The sequence below is a fragment of the Thermoplasmata archaeon genome (assembly GCA_035532555.1).
Classification (GTDB): domain Archaea; phylum Thermoplasmatota; class Thermoplasmata; order Lutacidiplasmatales; family UBA184; genus Lutacidiplasma.
Genome location: DATKQS010000012.1, coordinates 1 through 23,217 on the forward strand (window position 1 = coordinate 1; position 23,217 = coordinate 23,217).

Here is a 23,217-nt window from a genome sequence, read left to right on the forward strand (position 1 = left end):
TACCCGGAGATTTGCCCGGCCAGCTACGGACGCTTTAGGCTCAATAATAATGAGCACCACTCGGGCCGCGGGTATTACCGCGGCGGCTGGCACCCGTCTTACCCGGCCCTTACTTCTCGAGCTTTTTAGGCTCGAGAACAGCTTACACAAAAGTGTAAGCACTTGGAGTTCCCCCATCGTGGTTGCCCACATTGTGGAGGTTTCGCGCCTGCTGCGTCCCGTAGGACCTGGATTCGTGTCTCAGAATCCATCTCCGGGCGACTTCTCCCAAAGCCCGTACCCGTCTTCGGCTAGGGGGTCCGTAAAACCCCCTACGACCTGATAGGCCGCAGACCCATCCTCGAGCCCCGGAAGATTTTGGCCAGGGAGCCTTCCATCATCCCAGACCTATCGGGTATTATTCCCAGTTTCCCGGGATTATCCCCGTCTCGAGGGCAGATTGTCCGCGTGTTACTGAGCAGTGCGCCGAGGGCTTACCCCTCTCGACTCGCATGGCTTAAGCGAACTCCAATAGCGGTGCCCGCCGGCAGGATCAACCGGATTTACGCACACTGAAGTGCGTGGGAATACACATTATTCTGGCTACTTGTCGCAACTACTGATCTCTCTACTGGCGGTCGTGTCTTTGCATTAGATGAGCTATTTTTCGCGTACGATACTTGCTAATCTCCCCTGTCAGTCCCGAGAGGTCACTCCCCGTCTCCAGGGAGGGGATCTCGGGGCTCCACGCCCCATCGGGCCATCGTGTGGCGCCGCCTTGGAATGAGCTCGGATCACGGATCCCCGGCTCGCCGTGGCGACGCCGCGCTCCACGCTCCCCGAAGGGCGCGTGGTGCGGCTCCGTAAGCCACTCGGGCGTGGTATTTAACGGCCGCGATGCGCTCGGGGACGGCGGCGCTCGCCCCCTCGACTTCCCTCCGTCCGCCCCATCCGCCCGATCGACTCCGCTTCGCGCGCCCTCGTCGACCTGCTTCGGCCCGCGATGACCTTCAAGTTGATAGGTGCCACGTTCTGAGAGTTCAGGGCACTCTCCGCGAGAGACGATCCGGCGCGGAACCCGGGCCCGACCTGGTCCGGCAGGTCCGCGAGATACGACCGCATGCAGTCGAGATCGATCCGATGCGCGGTCGCCATGCTTCCCGACGGAGGGCGGGATAGATATTCCTTGTACTTACTTGGAGATCGGGCGGCAGGATCGCCGACCGGCCGCGGCTCGAGGATGGGAGCGCGCCGAGTCGGCGAGGAACGGGGCCGTTCCGAGTGCCCGGGGGATCAGCGCTTTCCCTGCGCGGGCCTGCGATGCATGGAGGGGTTAACCGGACCGGTGGCTCAGGCGCGGTCGGGTACCCCAACGATTCAGATGCGGACAGCGATGGACACCCCGGTCAACCCCGGCAAAGTGAGGAGGGTGCTCGTGGTCGGGGCCAGCGGTTTCTTGGGCCAATCGGTCGTCCGAGCCTTTTCGAGGGCGGGTTATGAGGTTCGGGGCCTCGTCCGCGATCCCGTCAAAGGGGCTTGCGTCGGTGAGGACGGAGGAACCCCGGTCGTCGGGGACGTTCTGGATGTTCGAGCGGTGCGGAATGCCGCGGCGGGCTGCTCCGGGATCATCCACCTGGCCGCCAACCCTCCCGTGGAGTGGGATTCGGCGCGAGTGCGGGTCGAGGGCACCCGGAATCTCGTGGATGCTGCGCGTCGGCAGGGAGTCGCTCGCCTCGTGATCGGCTCGGGCTACTGGGTCTACCGGGGGCAGCCGGAGCTCATTGACGAAGACTCACCGGTGGAGCCTCGCGGCGAGTCGCAGATCAATTACGACGCCGAGCGGGAAGGACTGGAGGCGAACCGGGTAGGCGGTCTCCAAGTGCTGGTGGTCCGACCCGGGATGGTGTACGGAAACGGGTCGTGGTTCCGCGGCCTGGCAGAAGCGATCCGCGCTCGCGAGTACCGGGTCGTCGGTGGAGGCACGAACCACTGGTCGTTCATCGACCGGTGGGACGTGGGAACCGCGTTCCAAGCTGTCCTCGAGTCGGGAATCGCAGGCGAAGTGTACAACGCCGTGGACGGGCATCCGGCTCCCCTTCGAGAGTTTGCCGACTTCATCGCGGCCAATCTCGAGGTACCGCCCCCGAAGACTGTGACCCTGGAAACGGCGGAACGCGAAATGGGAGAGGTCGTGGCCCGCCATCTCGCCGCCGACCGGCCCTCTTCGGCCGGCAAGCTGCGGAGACTGGGCTGGAAGCCGCGGATCGCGAGCTATCGCGACGGGGTCCCCGAGCTGCTTCGGGAGATGTTCCCCCGTAACGGCACGACTCCGTAGGGGCGATCCGTTCGAGTCCCGCACCAGACTCCTCCGCCCACCATCACGGATCGCGCATCGTCGCGGGCGACCCTTCCTCCGGCTTCACCCGACTACAGGTCCAGACTCAATCGGGTAGAACAATCGAACGTACACCCACCCCCTAAGTGCGCGTCGCAATCCCCCGGACCTGGGTCGCCCACCTGCGCCAGCGACGGCGCATCCTTTGGGGTCACCTCCAGGCCCGGGACACTTTCGGCCAGGCGCCAGGGACTTTCCGCACTTTACGCCGCCCATCACCCGGCCTGGGCGCTCCGCGTCATGCGGGAGGAAGCCTCTGGGCGTCAACTGGGATTCCGAGCTACGCTATTGCCCGTCGCGGGAGAACTCCTCGCGGCGACCGCCGCGATGTGCGACCGGGGACTCGGACGACACTCCCACGAGGTGTGGAGGCGGGTGGTCGTCTCGCCTCAGTGACCGCCCGGGATCTGCCCGTCTTCGGCCCCGGCCGGATCTACGACGGAGGGCGCTCCTCGAGCTGCCGCACGACGATGGGGACCTCGAGGAGCGACGTGATCTCGGGCGGATCGTCCCCGAACCCGGTTCCGTCCCGGTGGAGCCACACCGAGTGGAGCCCGGCCGCCGCCGCGGCCTTGGCGTCGGTGTAGGCTAGGTTTCCCACGTACAACGATTGGTCGGGGCGCACCCCCATGCGGCTCACGGCCCGGTGGAACAGCTCCGGGTTCGGTTTCGCCACCCGTTCGGTGCCCGAGGAGACGATGCACGCGAAATGATGGAGGATCCCAGCGTTCGTTAGGATCTCTCGAACGCTCTCCTCGCTGCGCGAGTTCGACACGACGCCCATCTCCCGGTGCTCGGCGGCGAGGAGCTCGAGACAGCGTCGGGCGTCGGAGAACAGACGGAGGGGCCGCGCACTCCCCTCCAGCCTCGCTCCCCAGTCGTGCACGAACTTCTCGGCGACCGGGACGCTCACTTCCCGTCCGCTCGCGCGCTCGAGGGTACGCTGCCAGAACTCGACGTGCGTGACCCGTTCGGGAGTGTCCGTCTCTCGCTCGACCTCGGCGAAGGCGTGCGCGAGGTCCTCCGGATCGAACTCGATATAGAGATGGCGCGCGAGCTCGGTCCAGCCCGCGTAGTCGCGCTCGTCGATCAGCGTGCCGCCCAGATCGAAGAGCACGGCCCGGATCGCCGTGCGGTCCACCTCCATGGGCGGGGTGGGGCCTCCGAGGGCCATCAACTTGACGGATGCCCCGGTGCCGGGGTAGATCCTTCCCGGGAACCGTGCGACTACGCCACGGAGACGCTGACGATGTCAGTGTGCCGGACCAAGATCGCGCGGGCGATCTTGAGCTGCTTGCCTTGCTTGCCAATCGCGCGGGCCTTCCAGACCGGATCGACCGTCACCGTCACGTGCCGGCCCCGCTCCTTCGGCGCGAACTCGACCTTGATCGGATGGTACGGGTAGAACACGTTGAGCGCGAGCCGGGCCGGATCGTCCGAGTACTCGACGACCACGATCTCCTTCTTGAGCATCGTCTTCAGGCGCTCGACCAGCACCCCGCCGGGCCCGATCGCCTTGCGCAGATCCTCCGGGGGGATCAGGAAGATCCGCTTGTCCTCGGCCTCGAGGCAGTCCTTGACCTGGGCGCCCGTCGCCTCCTCGAAGAGACGGATGTAGGCGATCGTCTCGTTGTCGAGCGTGATCTCCGGCATGGGGAAGGGGTTCGGCGTTTCTCGACTAACCGGTTTCGAGGGTGAGGATCGCGCTCGATCCCGGATCGAGGATCGCCATCGCGCTGATCGGGTGGGGTCGACCGCAGGCCTGGCCGAGGTCGACCGCGGTGCCTTCGTAGTGATAGATCGGAGCGGAGCCGATCTTGCGACCGGTCCGGAGCGCCTCGTCCGGGCAGCTGGTAGCTACGATCACGAGCCGGGCCTTCTTGGATTCGGCGGCGGCCCGGGTCTCGGTCACCCCGATGCGGACGGTGCCGGTCTCGAGCGCGACCTTCAGCGCGTGGGCGAGATCCATGTTCAAGCCACCTCCTCGGTCCCATGCGTCGGCGTGCCGGTCGCGGCGGCCGTTGCGGCGGGGCTGGCGGGCGGGGGCACGACTCCCGGGGGTAGCGCGGTTCGGATGGGCCGGTAGACGAGGTTCACGGCCCCGGTGCCGAGCGTGATCGGCTGGCCGACGATGATGTTCTCCGCGACGCCGCGCAACTCGTCCGTCTCACCGGTGATCGCGGCGTGCAACAGGTGCGCCGCCGTGATCTCGAAGGCGGCGCGAGCGAGCACGCTCGTCTTCTTGCCCGAGATCCCGTGGCGGCCGATCGCGCGGATGTCGCCTTCGTTGGTCATCATGTCGCTCACGAGCATCAGGTGACGCACGTCGACCCCGAGTCCCTGCTCGCCGAGCGTGCGGCTCGCTTCATGGATGAGGGCCGTCCGGGCGGCCTCGACGCCGAACACACGGTAGATCTCGAAGACCGAGTTGGTGGTCGTGCGCGCAGCGTCCACCCCGGGGATCTCGAGCACGCCGTCCAGGTTCGATCCCTCGGTGTAGATGACGTACTCGTCCTTCTCCTTGCGGATCAGCGCGCGCTTGATGCCGGTCACGCCCTTGATGCGGACCGCCTTGGCCTCCTCGCTCGCGAGGAGCAGCTTCTTGAACGGCATCTCCTCCACGGCCTCCTCCTTCTTCGTCTTCGTGGCCGTGCCGCGATCGTGGAGGTGGATCTCGAGCGAGCGCGTCTCCCCGCCACCCGAGCCGGGCCGGATCTCGAACATCCGGGAGTCGAGGTTCTCCGCGAGCGCCGCCTCGATGTCCGCCCGCTTGACGCCGCGCGTGTGCAGCAGCGAGCCCTGAGGAGAGATAACGACCTTGAGTTCCTCGACGACGGTACCGACCGACGCGACATCGGGCAACGTCGTGACCTCGATCCGGAGCGCGATCTCCTGGACCGCTTCGCGGTTCGATCGCAGCTTCGGATCGACGTAGACGGTCATCATCGGCGTGGATGGGACCCTCCGCGCGTCGACGAGCTCGATCAGACGCGGGAGTCCGAGCGTCACGTTCATCTCGGCGACTCCAGCGTAGTGGAACGTACGCAGGGTCATCTGCGTCCCCGGCTCGCCGATCGACTGCGCGGCGACGATCCCGACGGACTCGTGCGGGTCGACGAGCGCCTTGTGGAATCGCTGGGCGACCTCGCGCACGATCTTCGTGGTCTCGCTGGTCGAGAGCTTCTGGCGCAGGAGGCGCTCCTTGAGCTCGGTGACGAGCGACGGGGGGAACCGGATACCCTCCTTCCGGGCGATCTCGTCGATCTTGTGGCTGAGCGCCTCGCGTCCGCTTCCCTTCTCTTCGACCATCTTCATTCGCCTCCGAACTCGGGTCCCTCTTCGGGTGCCCCGACCTCTTCGGTCTCCTCCTCTTCCTCGGATTCCTCGAGCTGGGCCTCGGCCTGCAGATCCATCTCTTCCTCGGTGACGGGCGGCGTCCCGTCGGGGGAGTCAGGTCCGCCCTTGCCGCTCGGGCGGACCCGGCGGCCGAGCACGCGTTCGACGATCTCATCGATCGCGACCGGGCGTCCCTGGTAAGAGCGCGTCGGGTCGATGCCGTCCTCTCCGTACTCGTACTGGATGATCGTGCCGGCCGTGTTGCGGACGGTCCCGTCCGCGGCGACCTTGAGGTCCTCGAGGGCGTTGATCAAGCGGCGCTGCATGTATCCCGACCGACTCGTTCGAACGGCCGTATCGACCAGCGACTCCCGGCCTCCCATCGAGTGGAAGAAGTACTCCGTCGGGGAGAGCCCGCTCTTGTAGTTGGAGCTAACGAACCCCCGGGCATCGGCCCCGAGGTCCCCCCGCTCGAAGTGCGGGAGCGTGCGGCGCACATAGCCCCGCATCAGCCGCTCTCCTCGGACGGACTGCTGACCGACCGCGCCGGCCATCTGCGTCAGATTGAGCATCGAACCGCGGGCCCCGGACTTCGCGAGGATCACGGCGGGGTTCTCCAGCCCCAGGTATCGACCCGCGATCTCGCCCGCAGCGTCCCGCGCCTGTCCGAGCTCGCGTCGTACCATCACCTCGAGCGTCTCTTCCAGCGAGCGCCCGGGCATCTGCTCGAGCTCCCCCTTGCGGTACTGCTCGACCAGTTCGCCGACCTGGTTCCGAGCGGCCTCGAGCGACTTGCGGATCTCCTTGCGCGCGTTCTCGGGAACGTCCTCGTCATCGATACCGGTCGAGAGGCCCTTCAAGCCCATCGCGGTGATCGACAAGCGGCTCATCTCATCGAGGAACTGGCGCGCGCGCCCCATTCCGTAGTTGCGCGCGATCGCGTCCAGGACGGCTCCCTTCTCGTAGGCGATCGCCTTCTTGTCAATCGTCCCGGCCTTGAGGATCCCGTTCTCGATGATGACGGTCGAGTCGGGGTTCGACCCCGGGGTCGCTCCATCGCCCTTCGACCAGATGTTCGAACGGAACTCGAGCGTCAGATCGCTCGGGAGGGTCAGGCTGAACAGCTGCTTCCCGAGCCAGTACGGCACGCCGTTCTTGTCCTTCCCCGCAGGGGGAGGCATCGGGTAGTTGAGCTTCGAGAGCAGGTAGGTGACCTCGTTCTCGTTGAAGGACGGGTTCTGGTAGGTCAGCAAGAAGGCTGCGGTGATGTGGTCGTGCAGCATCCCGATGATCGGTCCGCCGTACCGAGGCGAGAGGATGTGCTCCTCCACCTTCATCAGGACCTTCGCTTCCGCGCGGGCCTCCTGGCTCTGGAGGACGTGCAGGTTCATCTCGTCGCCGTCGAAGTCGGCATTGTACGGCGGGCAGTCACACAGGTTGAAGCGGAACGTCTTGTGCGGCAGAATGCGGACCGTGTGGGCCATCATGCTCATCCGGTGCAGGCTCGGCTGCCGGTTGAACAGGACGATGTCGCCGTCGACCAGCTGGCGCTCAACGACGCAGCCGGGGGAGAGAAGCTCCGCGCACGCCTCAGAGTTCTTTTCCATCACCTTGATGCGTTGTCCGTCCTCGCGGATGAGGTAGTTGACCCCGCAGCGGTATCGGCCGTCCTCGGTCGGTGGGGGCGTCGGGCCGCGCTTGACGAGTTCGCGCGCGATCTCCTGGTTGTGCGCGGTGACCTCGAGCGGAACGGTGAGCCCCCGTGCGATCTCTGCGGGGACTCCGACCTCGTTGATCGACAGCAACGGGTCCGGGCTGATCACCGTGCGGGCGGAGAAGTTCACCCGCTTTCCCGAGAGGTTCGAACGGAAGCGGCCGTCCTTGCCCTTCAGGCGCTGGGCGAGGGTCTTGAGGGGACGGCCCGACCGGTGACGGGCGGGAGGGATGCCGCTCGTCTGGTTGTCGAAGTACGTGGTGATGTGGTACTGCAGGAGCTCCCACAGATCCTCGACGACCAATTGCGGCGCGCCCATGTCGCGGTTCTCGCGCAGGCGCTGGTTGATCCGCAGCACGTCCACGAGCTTGTGGGTCAGATCGTCCTCGCTACGCTCCCCGCTCTCGAGCGTGATCGATGGCCGCACCTGGACCGGCGGAACGGGAAGGACCGTGAGCACCATCCACTCCGGGCGCCCGAACTTCGGGTTCAGGCCCAGGTGTAGGACGTCCGCATCGGGGATCCGTTCGAGGCGGGCGCGGACCTCCTTCGGAGTGATCTTGTGCCCGTTCTCACGGAACGTGGTGGGCTTGTCGAGCAGGATCCGCTGCTGGATCTCGTGGCAGTGGGGGCAAGCGCGCTCCTCCTTCGGCTCGCGCGTGCGCACGACGACGCCCTCCTCGCCCTCGCCGGCGGCGCTCTCGGCGCGCGGGGAAGGGGCGCTCGGCAGGAGCCGACCGCAGGCCCGGCACGTGGATTGCAAGAGGCGCTTGATCTCCTTCGCATACCCGACGTGGATGACCGGCATGGCGAGCTCGATGATCCCGAAGTGGCCCGGGCACTCGTTGACCCGCCCCCCGCAGGTGCGGCAGCGCAGGTTCGGTTCGATCACGCCGAGATGGAGATCCATCAGACCCATCTCGATGGGGAACCCGTCGTCGTCGTAGGTGTCGGCCGTGATGATCTTCGCGCCGCTCATGCGCCGGATCTCGTCCGGTGACAGGAAGGCGAACTGGAGGCTCTTGATCCGCTTGGATAGACCCTGCGCCATCGTGGAACCTCCTACCGCATCTCCTCGAGCTCGAGCCGCATGATCACGCCGAGTCCGATCAGCTCCTCCAGGAGGAGCTTGAACGAGTAGCTCATCTCGATCGGATAGATGGACGAGGTGTTCCCGCAGCTCGGGCAGCGGAGCGAGCCCGCCCGCGCGTCGGGGATCGCGATGTGGCCGCACTCCGAGTTGCCGCAGACGTACTGGATCGTACCGTCCGACTGATCGAGCAGGCGGTCCTTGATCACCATCGCGACGCCGTGGCCGATCAGGCAGTCGCGCTCCATCTCTCCGAACCGGAGACCTCCCTGGCGGGAGCGCCCCTCGGTCGGCTGCCGGGTGAGGATCTGAACGGGCCCGCGCGAGCGCATGTGCATCTTGCCCGCGACCATGTGGTGGAGCTTCTGGTAGTAGATGACGCCCATGAAAATCTCCGCCTCAAAGCGGCGACCGGTCATGCCGTCGTAGAGGGTCTCCCGTCCGGACGGATGCAGGCCGAGCGCCTGGAGGCCCTCGCGCAACGCCTCCTCTCGCTCCCCGGAGAACGCCGTGCCGTCGATCGTGCGGCCCTCGAGCGCGCCGACCTTGCCTCCCAACATCTCGAGGACATGGGCGACCGTCATGCGCGACGGGATGGCATGCGGATTGATCAGCAGGTCCGGCGACATTCCATTCATCGTGAACGGCATGTTCTCCTGGGGGACGATGAGGCCAATGACCCCCTTCTGCCCGTGCCGGCTCGCGAACTTGTCGCCGAGCTCGGGAATGCGCTGGTTGCGGACCTTGACCTTGACGAGCTTGGAGATATTCTCTCCCTCCGTCAGGATCACGTTGTCGACCCAGCCGGACTCCCCAAAGCGGACGGTGACGCTCGTCTCGCGGCGTTTCTGAGGCGTCAGCAGGTCGGTCTTCTCCTCCAGGAAGCGCGGCGGGCTCGTCTTGCCGACGAGCACGTCGCCTTCGCTGACCTCGAGCTCGGGGAAGATGAGGCCGTCCTCGGCGAGATTGCGGTAGGCGGTGTCGACGCGTGCTCCCGTCACATCCGGCCGTGGGATCTCGAAGCGATCTTCCTGACCGCCGGGATACTTGCGTTCCTCGCCCCGGTACGTCCGGAAGAACGAGGAGCGGCCGAGCCCGCGCTCGATCGATCCCCGCGAGAAGACGAGCGCGTCCTGCATGTTGTATCCCTCGAAGGATAGGACCGCGACTACGAAATTCTGGCCGGCGGGACGCTCGGTGAAGTGCACGTAGCGCATCGTCTGCGTGCGAAGCAGCGGCGACTGCGGATAATGCAACAGATGACCCCGCGTGTCAGGACGGCGACGGTAGTTCACCGACTCGACGCCGAGCGCCTGCTTCGCCATCGCCGAGCCCATCGTGTTCCGCGGAGCGGAGTTGTGCTCCGGGTACGGGATGAGGCCGGTCGTGACACCGAGCATCAGGTTCGGGTCGATCTCCAAGTGCGTGTGGCGCGGATCGAGCAGCGTGGGCGTCTCGAAGGTGGCGTGGCAGTGCCCGCACTCAACGGTGGCACCCTGGCCCTTGCCGCCCGCGGAGAGCCATTTGACGTCGGAGCGGCTGAGCGCGTGCTCGCACTTGGGGCACCGGTCGGGAGGCACCGACGCCTCCACCGCGATGAGGGCGTCCTCCTCCTCTTCCGCATCCATCCACTCGACGGCGCCGGCCCGGATGAGGTCGGAGTACGTCCGGGTCCCGATCGTGAGCTCCTCGAGGTCGGAGCGGCTGACCTTGGGGGTCGCGTTCTGAACGAAGACGAGCGGGCGGCGTAGCCGACCGGAGTCGGAGTGCACGATGACCTCGTTCATCGCTTCGTCATACCGGACATTGATCTCGTAGGTCTTCTCCCCGAGCGTGGGCGAGAGCGTCCCCGCGCGGCGGCGCTCGCGGATCTCGCGCACGAGCTCGATCGGGTTCGAATGCAGCCCGATGAGATTCCCATTGACGTAGACACGCGCGGCCCTCTTCCCCTTCGGGGCGGCCGATTCGCGGAAGACCTCGGGGCCGATCTCGCGGGTGTTGAGATCGCGCAGGATCAGCGCCACCTCCTCCTCGTCGGCGCCTTCGGAGACATCGACGCACAGCGCGTAGTTCTTGACGAGGCCGCAATTCTGACCTTCGGGGGTCTCGTTCGGGCACAGGCGCCCCCACTGGGTGGGGTGCAGATCGCGCGCCTCGAAGTGGGGTTGGCTGCGCGTGAGCGGGCTCGTGACCCGGCGCAGGTGGCTGATCGTGGACATGTGACTGGTCCGGTCGAGGACCTGGCTGACTCCCGACCGACCTCCGACCCAGTTTCCCGTCGCGAGGGCGTGGACCAGACGCTGGGTGAGCAGATCCGGGCGGATGGCGCTCGCGATCCGCAGGTCCTTCTTGCGCGCGAACGAGCGCTCGAGCTGGTACTTCAGGTCCTTGAGCAGGAGGCTGAAGGCGACGCGGAAGAGATCCTCCATCAGGTCGCCGGCGAGCTTGAGGCGCTTGTTCGCGTAGTGATCCTTGTCGTCCTCTCCTCGCTCCTTGAGGTGAAGCTCGAGGACCGTCCGCGCCATGCGCGCGAGGTACAGCGCCTTCTTCAGCCGGTCTTCGCGCGTGTCCCCGAGGTGCGGGAGGAGCGAGCGGTCGAGGATGCCGTCCACTTTGCGCTGCCGGTACTCCTTCGCCTGCCCCGTCGCGAACTTCTTCTCGAGGAACAGGAGCGCCTGTTCCGGGTTGAGGATCCCCTCGGGCGGGTAGTTCTTCTTCGAAAGGCACTCCTCGAGATTGACATTGAGGAGGTGCTTCATCGTCTGGACGAACGGTTCGTCCAGCGGCAACAGCTCTCCGAGGACCGCCTGGAAGATCTCCTCGTCGTTGTTCATCCCGAGGGCCTTCATCAGGATCGTGAGCGGGATCTGCCCGCTCGCCGTCGGGACGCTGACCTGGAGGAGCCCGTCCTTCTTCTTCTCGACGACCGTGAGCGACCGGTACCCACCGCGCTGGCTGAACACTTTAGCGCTCTCGATGGGCGTCCCGTACCGCTCGCTGTACTCCGCGAAGATCCGGTTCGGTGCGAGGTCTTCGAGGCTGATGATGACGCGTTCCGTTCCACCGATGATGAAATATCCGCCGGGGTCGAGGGGATCTTCCCCGTACTCGACGAGCTTCGCACGGTACTCCTCATCGGAGATGGGGACACCGGAGTCGCGCTCGATGTTGACGCGGTTGAGGTTGCACGGGCGGCTCTTGACCATGATAGGCATGTCGCCGATGTGCACGGTCTCCGGCGCGCGCTCGACGCCGTTCTCGACGACGGTGACGTTGAGGTAGATCGGGGCTTGGTAGGTGAGGTTGCGCAGACGCGCTTCCATCGGGGTCAAGGTGGGCTTAGAGCCGACGGGCTCCTTGACGAACGGCTGTCCGACGAAAATGGTGGACTCCGCCGACGGGTTCACGAGGTTCGTGCGGGTGTCCCGGCGCCGCCCGACGCGGACGTGAATAGAGCTCTTCGTCTTCTGAACGTCGAGGCGGACGACGCCGCGCTCGCCGGCGTCCTCGCTGACGCGGGCATCGTCGACGATCCGCTGCATCCGCGAGTTCGGGTTGTCGTTTGTCGGTAGGAAATCGTTGAAACTCGCGAGATGGTGGTTGACGATCGACCGCTCCCGGAAGAAGGCGTCTACGATTTCTCGCATGGAATTTCAGTCCCCCCCGCTCGACGGGACGATGAGCCGGTAGGCGATCGCTTCCCCCGCCGTCTCCGACTGCCGGCGGATCCGGACCAGGCGCCCGGTGAGGTTCTCGCGCGCGTCGCGCGCCTTCACGTAGGCGAGATCGGTCTTCAGACCGGGATCGTTGGCGAGGATCTTGGGGAGCCGCTCGGGCGGGGTCCCGAGGTCCTCCAACACCTTCCGGCTCTCCGTCTCGCTGAGCACCTCATGGCGGGGCACCATGTGGTGGGCGACGAACGGTCGAGCCTGGACGGGCGCGCTCGGCGACTTCGAGCTCTTCTTGGACCGCGTTCGGGGGGTTGCAGGAGTCATGGAGATCCTCGAGGAGGGTCACGGGCCCGGGGGGATGCTCGGAGGATTTCCGCGCGCCGCGCGGGAACCCGCGTTCGAACCCCCGACCAACTGGTTAAAAGCCAGTTGCTCTTTGCCGGGCCGCCGAGGGCATCGGTCGACCAACCGGACTGAGCTACGGGCCCGATCCCGCTCCGAGGAACGGAGACCCGAGCCGTGTATTTCAGCCTATCTGCGCCCGAGATCACTGTACGCTCTCCAGGTTGGACATGATCGACCAGATCGCGGTCCGGCCGTGTGTTGGAAGGTTGGGATTGTTGGCGAGATCGTCGAGCACGCCGACGGCGCTCGCGATCCGGACGTCCTCGGGAGTCCCGGGCTTGGCGAGCACGTCCTTCGCCGACTGCGCCGCACGGCGAGCGCTCCGGGGCAGGGACGCGTCGTCGGCGAGCTGCGTGAGCGATTCGAGCACGCGGCCGACCACGACGTTCGGGGACGCGGATTCCTCGCGCGAGGGGACCGGCGCGGCCCTCTCGCCCGCGGCCATGAACGAGAACGTCATGGTCGGCGCGCCTCCCCGCCTTCCTTGTAGGTCGTGACGACGAGCAGCGTCTTCGTTTCCCGGATGCCCGCGACCGATGGCAGGCGGTGGAGCACGAACTCCTTGAGTTCGTCGTAGTGGGGAAAGCGCACCTTGAGAAAGATGTCCGTGTCCCCGGTCACGAGGAAGACGTCCTCGGCCTCGGGGAACTTCGCCACCTCGCCGGCGACGGTGTCGGCCTCGCTGGTCTCGACCTTGAGAGCGATGAGGGCGACCACGTGTTCATCCCCCCACGCCTTCGTGAACGCACTTTCGACGGCTCGGCTCACCGGCGGTCTTTGAGTTGATTTCTCCATCGGTCCGCACCTCCCAATCGACTACAGCGCCACCCTCTCCACGGTCTGCGAATGACCCCCCGATCCTGCCACTCAGCTGGATGGGGCCGATTCGAACTCCTCTTGGAGGTCGTTGATCACTTGATCGATCACAGCGCCCGACGACGGCCCGCGATATTCACGAACCCCTCCGGCTTCGCTCGACACTCGGGCGACCAGTTCCGAGCTGCCGCGGAGGAACTCTACGTTGCAAATGAGCTCCTCCATGATCGGCCGGACCCCCGAGCCTAAATGCCGAAAAAGGAGTGCTATATGAGTTTTCGCATCCGTCTAGGATTCTAGAGGGTGTAGTAGTGGGCCCCGCCGGGGCCGGTCTAGCGACGACCGCGCGGGGGACCGCGGCGATCCCCGCCCCGCTGCGATTCCGCGCGATGTCCGCGGTATCCGCGATCGCCCCGGTCCCCGCGATTGCCTCCGGGTCGGCGGAACTGCCGGCCTCCCCCTCCTGCCCCACCGGAGCGGGCATGGGGGTGAGGGGTCGGCGTGGGGGGGGCCGAATAGTCGAATCCCGGGACCTGGGCCCGAAGCACCGGGGTTCCGAGGAGCCGCTCGATCCGTTCGAAGTCGCGCGCTTCCTCCGGGCTGACGAGGGTGATGGCTTCGCCCCGGCGCTGGGCGCGCGCGGTGCGGCCCACCCGGTGGATGTAGGTTTCCGGTTCGTGGGGAACGTCGTAGTTCACGACGTGCGTTACTCCTTCGACATCGATCCCGCGAGCCGCGATGTCGGTCGCGACGAGGACGCGCATCTCTCCGCTGCGGAAGGCGTCGAGGGCCTGCACGCGCTGGCGCTGGCTGCGGTTCCCGTGGATGACCGCCGAGCGAACGCCCATGGTCGCTAGCTGGAGCGCGACCCGGTCCGCCCGGTGTTTGGTCCGCGTGAACACGAGCATGCTCGTGATGGTCTCGTCCCGAAGGACCTCCCGGAGCAGATCCGTCTTCTTGGCCATGGGGACGGGCAGGGCGAGGTGAGAGATCCCCTCGGCCGCCCGCGAGGTTTCGCCGATGCGCACGACGTGGGGATCGTGCAGGAACTCCCGGGCGAGTTTGGAAACCTCGGGGGACATCGTCGCGGAAAAGAGCATCGTCTGGCGCTCCCGAGGAAGTTCGCGCAGGATCCGCCGGACGTCCGGCAGGAATCCCATGTCGAGCATCCGGTCCCCCTCGTCGAGGACCAGGATCCGCAGCGAGCGGAAGTTGACGTACCCGCGCTGCATGTGATCGAGCAGTCGGCCCGGCGTGGCAAGGATGATCTCGGCGCCGCCCCGCAAGGCGCGCTCCTGATCCCCCATTCCCACTCCGCCGTACACGACGCCGCCACGCAGGTTCGTTCGACTGCCGAGTTTTCGGAGGAATTCGTCGGCCTGCAGCGCGAGCTCGCGGGTGGGAGTGAGAACGAGGGCATAGATCGATCCCCGACGCTCCTTCAAGAGACGCTCCAAGATCGGGAGCAGGAACGCGGCGGTCTTCCCGGTCCCCGTCTGAGCCGAGCCGATGATGTCACGCCCGACCACGGCGTACGGGATCGCTTCGCGCTGGATTGGGGTGGGCTCTCGGTATCCCATCTCGCGGACCCCCTGTCGAAGGGACGGGCTGAGGGGAAGCTCGTCGAACGACGAGACGGCCGGCGTCCTCGGAGGGTGAGCCTGGTCGGTCATCGATACGAGGTCCGTTCTGATGCGTTCTATCCGCGCCGGAGGGGAACGATTGCCACGTCGCACGCAGACGGCGGAATAATACGTCTCCCTCCGCCGGGGCTTTGAAAACGGATGCCCATTTTTGACCGATCTGATTTCACTCCTGCCCATCCGTTTTCAAAGCCCTCCGCCGGTGCTGCGGGCGCCCGGACGACCTGGGCCTCGTCCGGCGGGGCCGGGAGCCGTTATGAAGCGAGGGCGATTCGACACGCGAGGCCCCTCGTGGACCCGGCGCAGCGCACGGTGCGGATCGAAGTTCGCGTCTCGCTCAAGCCGGGGGTAATGGATGCCGAAGCGGAGAGCGTAGAGAAGGCACTCGGCCTGCTCGCGATTTCCCCGACGCCCGTCGTACAGACCGCGCGCATCTACGATCTAGAGTTTTCGGGCGTCACCGTCGAAGAGGCCCGCCACCTGGCCCAGGAGGCGGTCGACCGATTGCTCGCCAACCCGGTCGTTCATCGCGTCAGCATGCGTGCCGAACCCGGGTGAGGAGATGCAGGCCGAGATCCCCGGCGCGCCCGAGCCCTGGGCTCCGAACGTCCAAACCGTACCCGTGAACCGGGCGCGCCCGGCGGAACTTGCGAAAATCTCTACGGAGCGGGGTCTCGGCCTCGACCGGGAAGAGCTCCGCCGGATCCAAGAGTACTTTCGCGCGGAAGGACGAGAACCGACCGACGTCGAGCTCGCCGGCCTCGCGCAGAGCTGGAGCGAGCACTGCAGCTACAAGAGCTCCCGAGTTTTTCTGAAACGATCGTTCTCCCAGCTCCATCCCAAGCCGCGCGTGCTCGGCACCGGGGACGCCGGGGTCATGGCGTTCGAGCCGGGATGGGCCTACGCCCTTCGGATCGAATCCCACAACCATCCGTCCGCGGTCGAGCCGTACGGCGGCGCCGCGACCGGGATCGGCGGGATCCTCCGGGACGTGCTCGCCGTAGGAGGTAAGCCCATCGCGCTCGCCGATCCGATCTTTTTCGGACCGCTCGACCTCGACCCGGAAGCGCTGCCTCCCGGAGTGAAGAGTCCGCGTTACCTGATGGACGGGGTTGTCAGCGGAATCCGCGATTACGGCAACCGCGTCGGGGTTCCCACGGTGAGCGGCGGTGTGTATTTCGATCCGTCGTTCGTGGTCAACCCCCTCGTCAACGTCGGATGCGTGGGCTGGCTTCCGAGATCGCGACTTCTTCCGAATCGCGCGCGACGCCCCGGGGACCGGCTCGTCCTGACCGGCGGGCACACCGGTCGAGACGGGATCGGTGGCGTCGCGTTCGCGTCGCGCGAATTGACGTCCCAGAGCGAGACGGAGTCGCGCGGAGCGGTCCAGCTCGGTAACCCGATTCTGAAGGAGCCGTTGATACACGCCTGCCTAGAGGCCTTCGATCGCGGGCTCGTGCAGGGACTGAAGGATCTCGGAGGGGGTGGGATCGCGAGCGCCGTCGGTGAGCTCGTGCACGCCGGAGGCTTCGGTATGCGGATCGATCTCGCACGCGTCCCGCTGCGCGAGCCCGGTCTGGCTCCTTGGGAGGTCTGGATCTCCGAGTCGCAGGAGCGAATGGCGCTGGACATCGCCCCCGAAGACGTGGAGACGGCCGCGGCGATCTTCCGTCGGTACGACGTCCCATTCACCGATATCGGTCAGGTCACGCGGGGGCCCCTCGAGGAGATCGACTGGGACGGTCACCCCATCGCACGGCTGCGACTCGGGTTCCGGGTCGACCCGAAGCTGCGTCACCGGCCCTATCGGGTCCGACGCCGACGGTTCGGTCGCGCGCCGTCGGTCCCCGACACGAACCTCGATGGATTGGTGGAGGAGCTAGTGCTCGCGCCGGATTCTCGCTCTCGCGAGCCCTTCCTGCGGGTCTATGATCACGAGGTCCAGGGGCGCACCGTGATCAAGCCCCTCCACGGGCGCGTCACGAGCCCCTCGCACGGAGACGCGGCCGTCCTTCAACCCCGGCCCGAAAGCTGGAAGGGGCTCGCTATCGCGGTCGCCGCCCAGCCCTGGACCTGCCGGGAGGATCCGTATGCGGGGGGCGTCGCGGTGGTCGAAGAAGCGGCCCGCAATCTCTACTCGGTCGGCGCGCGGCCGGACGCGTTCACCAATTGTTTGAACTTCGGGAATCCGGAAGATCCGCGCGTCCTCGGCGACTTTTCCGAGACCGTCCGCGGGCTGGCGGCCGGCGCGCGCGCGCTCGGCTTCGCGGTCCCTTCCGGCAATGTCAGCTTCTACAACGGAGGCATCGGGCACGAGATCCCCCCGACTCCCGTCCTCATGGCGACGGGGATCGTTCCCGATCTGCGGCGGGCGATCACGTCGGATCTGAAGACGAGCGGCGACGCGCTCTACCTCGTCGGTCGCTCGTTCCCGGAGCTCGGGGGCTCACTGTGGGCACGCCGTCATTCCGATCGACCTCTTGCGCCGCCGCGGCCCCGCCCTGCGGAGACCCGACGCGCCGGGGAAGCGATCCTAGCGGCCGGACGCCGGGGGTGGCTGCGCGCGGCTCACGACATCTCGGATGGAGGGCTCGCCGTGACCCTGTGCGAAATGGCGTTCGGGGGCGGATTCGGATTCTCCGTGGACCTCCAAGCGACCGGCCTGAGCTCTCCAGGACTCGCGCTCGCGAGCGAAGGCGCGTCGCGCTGGGTCGTGGAAGTGGCGGCCGGCCGCGAGCGTGCGTTCGAACGAGCGATGCGGCCGAACCGAGTGGCGCGCCTGGGCGCGGTCGAGCCGGGAGCCGGACGTTGGCTCTGGGGGGCGACCCCTCGGGCAAGCACCGATCTTGAGCGACTGTACGAGCGCTGGCGGACCGGCCCGGTCTAGAGGGAGACCGGAGGAACATGACCGTCACCGCGCTCGTCTCGGGCGGCAAGGACTCGATCTTTTCGGCGTACCTTGCCGACACCCAGGGATGGACGGTCGACGAGCTCCTCGTCCTTCGGCCGGAAGACCCAGATTCTTGGATGTTCCACACGCCGAACCTCGCGCTGGTGGCGCTCCAGGCGGAAGCGTGGGGAAAGCGGTGCCGCTCCGAGCCGGTCGCCGGCCGCAGCGAGGCGGATGAAGACAACGCTCTCCGTTCGGCCCTCTCCACCGCTCACGGACCCGTGGTCGTCGGAGCGATCGCCTCCTCCTACCAATGGTCGCGCCTCTCGCGCATCGCCGACGAGATCGATCGGCGGGTGTACGCTCCGCTGTGGGGCAAGGACGGATCGATCGTGGTCCGCGCCGAGATCGACGCGGGACTTGACATCCGGATGATCCATCTCTCGGCCGAGCCCTTGACCGAGGAGCTCCTGGGCCTACGGCTCGACCTTGCTCTCTTGACCGAACTCGAGCGGCGGAGCCGGGAGCAGCGGCGCTTCCACCCGGCCGGCGAAGGTGGAGAGTTCGAGACCCTCGTCGTCGACGCTCCCTTCTTCGACCGGCGGATCGCGCTGGACGAAACGCATGTCGAAGAGCGGGGCGGTGCCCGGCGACTCACCGTGGACCGCGCCCACCTGGAGGCCAAGCTGACACCGGGTGGACCGAGGACGGGAGGCAGGACCGCGTGACCCTCTCCCGAACCTTCTCGCCTCCCGCGGAGGCCGAAGTAGCGCGTCGACGGCTCGGCGACCCGCGGGCACGAGCGAACGTGCGATGGCTCTCCGCGCTGCTCGGTCTCCCGCCGCGATCGGTGCAACGGACCCTGAAGGAGACCGGCGCGTTCGTGAGCGTCGATCAGGAGATCCACGATCGGCTTCGGTCCGGTGGCCGGAGCAACTACGCTCAGTTCCGTGCCCCGCTCGAGCTCTACACGATCGTGCGGTCTCTTCGCCCCGAACACGTGATCGAGACCGGGGTCAGTAGCGGCGTCTCCTCGGCGCATCTCCTCCTCGCGTTGCGCCGGAACCGACGCGGGACCCTGCACTCAATCGACTTCCCCACGCATCAACGAGGAGCCCAACTCGGCCCGAGCGAATCTCCGGTTTCTCTGCCTCCGGGCCGCTCGACCGGCTGGGCGATTCCGCCGTCCCTTCGACACGGCTGGGACCTCAGGATCGGCCCAAGCCAACGCCTCCTCCCCGAGCTCGTGGAGGACCTTCCCTCGATCGGCTTGTTCCTGCACGACAGCCTGCATACGAGCGCGCACCTCACCTTCGAGCTCGAGACGGTGCGCCCCAAACTGGCCGCGGGCGCGGTGGTGCTCGCCGACAACACGGCCTGGACAGGGAAGGCATTCCCTCGATTCGCGCGACGGGTCGGATCGCGCTTGCATCGTCGAGGGAGGGGCGACCTCGTCGGCTTCCGATTCGACCCGGGACGAGTTCTCGCGCCGTCGCCTCCCTAGCCGAGCCGGCTACGCGGCGGCGAGGTTATGGCCGCCAAGGATACTCGCCTATCCATGGCGGAGAGCCGCTCCCGGCCCACCTCGGAAGGCCCGGGCCGCCCCCGCGCCTCGCGCTCCGACCCCCTCGTCGAGGCGGAGAAGCGCTGGCGGGAGGAAGTGCTCGCGCCCGCGCTCGCGAGGGGCCCGGAGCGGCGATCGGAGTTCACCACGCTCGGCGGGATCCCCGTGGACCGCCTGTACACTCCGCGGTCGCCGAAGAGCTCGTTCGAGCGTATCGGCTACCCCGGTGAGTTTCCGTTCACCCGTGGCATCCACCCGACGATGTACCGAGGCCGGCGCTGGTCGATGCGGATGTTCTCCGGCTTCGGCTCACCCGAGGATACCAATCGCCGATTCCACTATCTGCTCGCCCACGGGGAGTCCGGACTCTCGATCGCCTTCGACGACCCGACGCTCTACGGGATCGATGCCGACGATCCGGAGGCGTTCGGCGAGGTGGGAAAGTGCGGGGTCAACGTCAGTTCGCTCGACGATATGCAGCGCCTGCTCGCGGGGATCCCGCTCGCGAAGGTCACGACGAGCATGACGATCAACGCGCCCGCGAACGTCCTCTGGGGGATGTACATCCTCGCGGCCGAGCGAATGGAGATCGGACCCGACCAGCTCGGGGGCACCACGCAGAACGACATACTGAAGGAGTACATCGCTCAGAAGGAGTTCCTCTACCCACCGCGCCCGGCGCTCCGATTGGTCACGGACACGATCGAGTACGCGACGCGCACGATGCCCCGCTGGAACCCGGTTTCGATCTCGGGCTACCACATTCGGGAAGCCGGTTCGACCGCGGCGCAGGAGCTCGCCTTCACGCTGGCCGACGGGATGGCGTACGTGGACGAGACGATCCGCCGCGGGATCCCGGTGGACGACTTCGCGAGCCGCCTCTCCTTCTTCTTCAACGCCCACAACGACTTCTTCGAGGAGATCGCGAAGTTCCGCGCGGCCCGCCGCATCTGGGCCGAGACGATGCGGGACAAGTACGGTGCGAAGAAGGAGCGCTCGTGGTGGATGCGCTTCCACACGCAGACCGCGGGTTGCTCGTGCACCGCGCAGCAGCCCGAGCTCAACATCGTGCGCACGACGATCCAGGCGCTCGCCGGGGTGCTCGGCGGTACCCAATCGCTCCATACGAACTCCTACGACGAGGCGCTTCAACTACCGAGCGAGGACGCGGTGCGGATCGCGCTCCGCACCCAGCAGATCCTGTCGCACGAGAGCGGCGTGTCCGAGGCCATCGACGCCTTCGGTGGCAGCTACTACCTCGAGTGGCTCACCGATCGGCTCGAAGAAGAGGCCCATCGGTACTTCGACCGGATCGACGAGCTGGGAGGCGTCGTTGCGGCCATCGAGCGGGGATTCTTCCAGCGGGAGATCCAGGAGGCGTCCTTCCGCTACCAGCGACAGGTCGAGAACGGAGACGCCAAGGTCGTCGGGGTCAACGTCTACGCGAGCGCGGACCCCGTCAAGGTCCCCCGCCTCAAGATCGGGGAGGAAGCGCGGACGCGGCAGGCCCGGCGACTCAAGGCTCTGCGCGAGCGGCGCAACGCCTCGAAGCACGCGAGCGCGCTCGATCGCCTGCGCAAGGTCGCCGCGACCGAGGACGAGAACACGATGCCCGCGGTCCTCGACGCGCTACGCGCGCGGGCGACGCTCGGCGAGATCGTGCGCGCCTTCCAGGACATCTACGGGCCGTACCGCGAGCGCTCGATGTTCTGAGCGCGCGTCCGCACCGGGGCGGTACCCCTTAAACAGGCTTGCACCTTTCCCCATCGATTCCCGTGAGCACCGATGCCTATCGGGCTACGCTCGGGGAGCTGTTCCGTCGCCGCCGCTTCGGGATACGCCCCGGGCTCGATGTGATCTCCGCGCTCCTAGAGGCCCTCGGGGCTCCCCAGCGTTCGTTCCCCGCGGTCCACGTGACGGGGAGCAAGGGCAAGGGTTCGGTCTCGGCGATGACCCAGGCCATCCTATCCGCCCACGGACTGCGCACGGGACTGTTCATCTCCCCGCACCTCGCGAGCTATCGAGAGCGGATCCAGATCGACGGGAGGCTGATCTCACCCGCCGACGTGGTCCGTGGTCTTGATCGGATCCTCGGGGCCGAGCGGACGCTCCACCGGGAGCGCCGCATCGAGCGGGACGCGACCTTCTTCGAGTGCACAACCGCCCTCGCGTTCGACCACTTTGCGCGCGCGCACGTGGACGCCGCCGTGATCGAGGTGGGCATCGGAGGTCGATGGGACGCGACGAACGTACTCGGGTCGCGCGTCGGGGTGATCACGACGCTCGAGCTCGAACACACGGAGATCCTCGGTCCGACGATCGCCGCCATTGCGCGCGAGAAATCGGGGATCTTCCACGCCGGGATGACCGGGGTACTGGGGGATCTCCCCGCCGAGGGCCGCGCCGTCATCGAGGCCTTCGCCTCCGAAAAGGCGGTCGCTCTCTGGCACCTCGGTCGCGAAGTGCGGGTGGAGAACCGCGAGCTCCGCCCCGAAGGGCAGACCCTCGATGTGCACATCCCGGCGGTGACCCTCCCGGGCGTCCGCATCCCGCTCCTCGGCCGGTTCCAACCGGCCAACGCCGCGCTCGCCATCGCCGCGGCGGCCCGGTTCCTCGAGTCGAGTTCGACCCGGATGGACGGGGCCTCCGTGCGCAAAGGACTGCGCAGCATTCACTGGAGGGGGCGAATGGAGCGGATCGCACGCCGGCCGGACGTGTATCTCGATGTGGCCCATACGCCGGAGAGCATCCGGGCGGTGGCCCAGAGCCTCGCCGAGATCGATCCGGCGATGGATGCGATGGACAACGCGATCGTCTTCGGCTGCCTCCTCGGGAAGGATGCCGGCACCATGCTCTCCACGCTCTCCGATCTCGCGCGCACGCTGGTGCTCGTGCCCGTCGCGAGCGAACGGGGCATCGCCCCCGCCGCGCTGAAGGTCTTCGCCGCCGGCCGTTTTCCGATCGTCGTCATCGCCCCCAGCGCGTCGGAAGGCTTGCGGCTCGCGCGCGCTGCGGCCAGCCGCGACGGGTTCGTGCTCGTCACCGGCAGCGATTACCTCGTGGGCGACCTCCTCCGCTCGCTCCAAGGCGACGCATCGGAGGAACCCGACCTCTCGGATCCCGGCCAGGGGCCGCCTCCCGCGCTCGGGAACTCGGCCTCCCCTTCCCTCGCGGACGGACGAACTCGATGACCACGACCCCCGCGTTCGACTGGGAACGGGTGATGGATCGCCTATCGTCGTTCTATGGCCGGGGCGATTGGCGCGTGCCATACCTGCGGGAGCACGCGGAGGATCCGTTCCAGGTCTTGATCGGAACCGTGCTCAGCCAGAGGACCCGCGACGAGGCGACCGATGTCGCCTCGGCCCAGCTGTTCGCGCGGTACCCCGACCCCGGCTCGCTTGCCCGCGCCCCTCGGGCACGCCTGGAACGGCTCATCCACGGGACGGGGTTCTATCGGGTCAAGTCGCGTGCGATCCGCAAGATCGCTCGCGAGATCTTGGATCGGTTCCACGGTGAGGTTCCCCGGACGCTGGAGGAACTGACCTCGCTGCCCGGCGTGGGGCCGAAGACCGCCAACTGCGTCCTAGTGTTCGGATACGGGATCCCGGCGATCCCGGTCGATACGCACGTCCATCGGATCGCCAACCGGCTCGGGATCGTGCGAACGCGCACGCCCGAGGAGACGGAGCGACGCCTGCGGCAGGTCGTGGA

20 protein-coding genes, 1 tRNA gene, 1 rRNA gene and 1 pseudogene are annotated in these 23,217 nt (G+C 67.0%); 9 read left to right on the forward strand and 14 right to left on the reverse strand.

The annotated features are described in order from the left end of the window. Both VMV28_03135 and VMV28_03140 read right to left on the reverse strand, forming a co-directional pair. Window positions 1–543 (reverse strand): 16S ribosomal RNA (locus tag VMV28_03135); the annotation flags it as partial. Window positions 544–864: 321 nt separating this feature from the next. Continuing rightward, the gene (locus VMV28_03140; protein HUZ79598.1) at window positions 865–1,134 is read right to left on the reverse strand and encodes a hypothetical protein; all 270 of its coding nucleotides are present in this window, start codon (window positions 1,132–1,134) and stop codon (window positions 865–867) included. Window positions 1,135–1,360: 226 nt separating this feature from the next. Here VMV28_03140 and VMV28_03145 point away from each other — a divergent pair, with 226 nt between their 5' ends. Then, complete coding sequence (locus VMV28_03145) at window positions 1,361–2,314, forward strand: NAD(P)-dependent oxidoreductase (protein ID HUZ79599.1); 954 nt, start codon at window positions 1,361–1,363, stop codon at window positions 2,312–2,314. A 300-nt stretch (window positions 2,315–2,614) separates the two neighbouring features. After that, the gene (locus VMV28_03150; GenBank protein ID HUZ79600.1) at window positions 2,615–2,770 is read left to right on the forward strand and encodes a hypothetical protein; all 156 of its coding nucleotides are present in this window, start codon (window positions 2,615–2,617) and stop codon (window positions 2,768–2,770) included. Window positions 2,771–2,807: 37 nt separating this feature from the next. Here the strand turns inward: VMV28_03150 and VMV28_03155 are convergent, their stop codons facing one another. The 12 genes from VMV28_03155 to VMV28_03210 form a co-directional block, all read right to left on the reverse strand. Beyond that, window positions 2,808–3,521 carry an HAD family hydrolase gene (locus VMV28_03155; GenBank protein ID HUZ79601.1) on the reverse strand — a complete coding sequence of 238 codons (714 nt, stop codon included), beginning with the start codon at window positions 3,519–3,521 and terminating at the stop codon, window positions 2,808–2,810. A gap of 80 nt (window positions 3,522–3,601) precedes the next feature. After that, window positions 3,602–4,027: a NusA-like transcription termination signal-binding factor gene (locus tag VMV28_03160; GenBank protein HUZ79602.1), complete on the reverse strand. Its 426-nt coding sequence runs from the start codon at window positions 4,025–4,027 to the stop codon at window positions 3,602–3,604. A 25-nt stretch (window positions 4,028–4,052) separates the two neighbouring features. After that, a complete protein-coding gene (locus VMV28_03165) occupies window positions 4,053–4,343 on the reverse strand; it encodes a 50S ribosomal protein L30e (protein ID HUZ79603.1) in 291 nt (96 codons plus the stop codon). Window positions 4,344–4,345: 2 nt separating this feature from the next. Beyond that, a complete protein-coding gene (gene rpoA2, locus VMV28_03170; protein HUZ79604.1) occupies window positions 4,346–5,689 on the reverse strand; it encodes a DNA-directed RNA polymerase subunit A'' in 1,344 nt (447 codons plus the stop codon). Then, window positions 5,686–8,475 carry a DNA-directed RNA polymerase subunit A' gene (locus VMV28_03175; protein ID HUZ79605.1) on the reverse strand — a complete coding sequence of 930 codons (2,790 nt, stop codon included), beginning with the start codon at window positions 8,473–8,475 and terminating at the stop codon, window positions 5,686–5,688. Before VMV28_03175 ends, rpoA2 begins: the two co-directional genes overlap by 4 nt. An 11-nt stretch (window positions 8,476–8,486) precedes the next feature. Beyond that, a complete protein-coding gene (locus VMV28_03180) occupies window positions 8,487–12,161 on the reverse strand; it encodes a DNA-directed RNA polymerase subunit B (GenBank protein HUZ79606.1) in 3,675 nt (1,224 codons plus the stop codon). A 6-nt stretch (window positions 12,162–12,167) separates the two neighbouring features. Continuing rightward, complete coding sequence (locus VMV28_03185; GenBank protein ID HUZ79607.1) at window positions 12,168–12,509, reverse strand: DNA-directed RNA polymerase subunit H; 342 nt, start codon at window positions 12,507–12,509, stop codon at window positions 12,168–12,170. Window positions 12,510–12,530: 21 nt separating this feature from the next. Continuing rightward, a tRNA-Lys gene (locus tag VMV28_03190) sits at window positions 12,531–12,673 on the reverse strand. Window positions 12,674–12,732: 59 nt separating this feature from the next. After that, complete coding sequence (locus tag VMV28_03195; protein ID HUZ79608.1) at window positions 12,733–13,050, reverse strand: UPF0147 family protein; 318 nt, start codon at window positions 13,048–13,050, stop codon at window positions 12,733–12,735. Continuing rightward, window positions 13,047–13,358: an Lrp/AsnC ligand binding domain-containing protein gene (locus VMV28_03200; GenBank protein ID HUZ79609.1), complete on the reverse strand. Its 312-nt coding sequence runs from the start codon at window positions 13,356–13,358 to the stop codon at window positions 13,047–13,049. The genes VMV28_03195 and VMV28_03200 overlap by 4 nt, the downstream gene beginning before the upstream one ends. Before the next feature lie 99 nt (window positions 13,359–13,457). Then, window positions 13,458–13,631 carry a hypothetical protein gene (locus tag VMV28_03205; protein ID HUZ79610.1) on the reverse strand — a complete coding sequence of 58 codons (174 nt, stop codon included), beginning with the start codon at window positions 13,629–13,631 and terminating at the stop codon, window positions 13,458–13,460. Window positions 13,632–13,738: 107 nt separating this feature from the next. Further along, window positions 13,739–15,079 carry a DEAD/DEAH box helicase gene (locus VMV28_03210; protein ID HUZ79611.1) on the reverse strand — a complete coding sequence of 447 codons (1,341 nt, stop codon included), beginning with the start codon at window positions 15,077–15,079 and terminating at the stop codon, window positions 13,739–13,741. A gap of 261 nt (window positions 15,080–15,340) precedes the next feature. On the opposite strand from VMV28_03210, the gene purS reads away from it, so the two are divergent. From purS to nth, 7 genes and pseudogenes are all read left to right on the forward strand, one after another. Then, the gene (gene purS, locus VMV28_03215; protein HUZ79612.1) at window positions 15,341–15,607 is read left to right on the forward strand and encodes a phosphoribosylformylglycinamidine synthase subunit PurS; all 267 of its coding nucleotides are present in this window, start codon (window positions 15,341–15,343) and stop codon (window positions 15,605–15,607) included. Beyond that, window positions 15,591–17,936 carry a phosphoribosylformylglycinamidine synthase subunit PurL gene (gene purL, locus VMV28_03220; GenBank protein HUZ79613.1) on the forward strand — a complete coding sequence of 782 codons (2,346 nt, stop codon included), beginning with the start codon at window positions 15,591–15,593 and terminating at the stop codon, window positions 17,934–17,936. Before purS ends, purL begins: the two co-directional genes overlap by 17 nt. Before the next feature lie 17 nt (window positions 17,937–17,953). Then, window positions 17,954–18,667, forward strand: a complete 714-nt coding sequence (locus VMV28_03225) for a diphthine--ammonia ligase (GenBank protein ID HUZ79614.1) — start codon at window positions 17,954–17,956, stop codon at window positions 18,665–18,667. Beyond that, window positions 18,664–19,443 carry a class I SAM-dependent methyltransferase gene (locus VMV28_03230; GenBank protein HUZ79615.1) on the forward strand — a complete coding sequence of 260 codons (780 nt, stop codon included), beginning with the start codon at window positions 18,664–18,666 and terminating at the stop codon, window positions 19,441–19,443. The genes VMV28_03225 and VMV28_03230 overlap by 4 nt, the downstream gene beginning before the upstream one ends. A 54-nt stretch (window positions 19,444–19,497) precedes the next feature. After that, window positions 19,498–21,216, forward strand: coding sequence for a methylmalonyl-CoA mutase family protein (locus VMV28_03235; protein HUZ79616.1), 1,719 nt, complete (start codon window positions 19,498–19,500; stop codon window positions 21,214–21,216). Window positions 21,217–21,278: 62 nt separating this feature from the next. Then, the gene (locus VMV28_03240) at window positions 21,279–22,694 is read left to right on the forward strand and encodes a folylpolyglutamate synthase/dihydrofolate synthase family protein (protein HUZ79617.1); all 1,416 of its coding nucleotides are present in this window, start codon (window positions 21,279–21,281) and stop codon (window positions 22,692–22,694) included. 32 nt (window positions 22,695–22,726) lie between these two features. After that, window positions 22,727–23,155, forward strand: a pseudogene (gene nth / locus VMV28_03245) (endonuclease III). Window positions 23,156–23,217 lie beyond the last annotated feature (62 nt).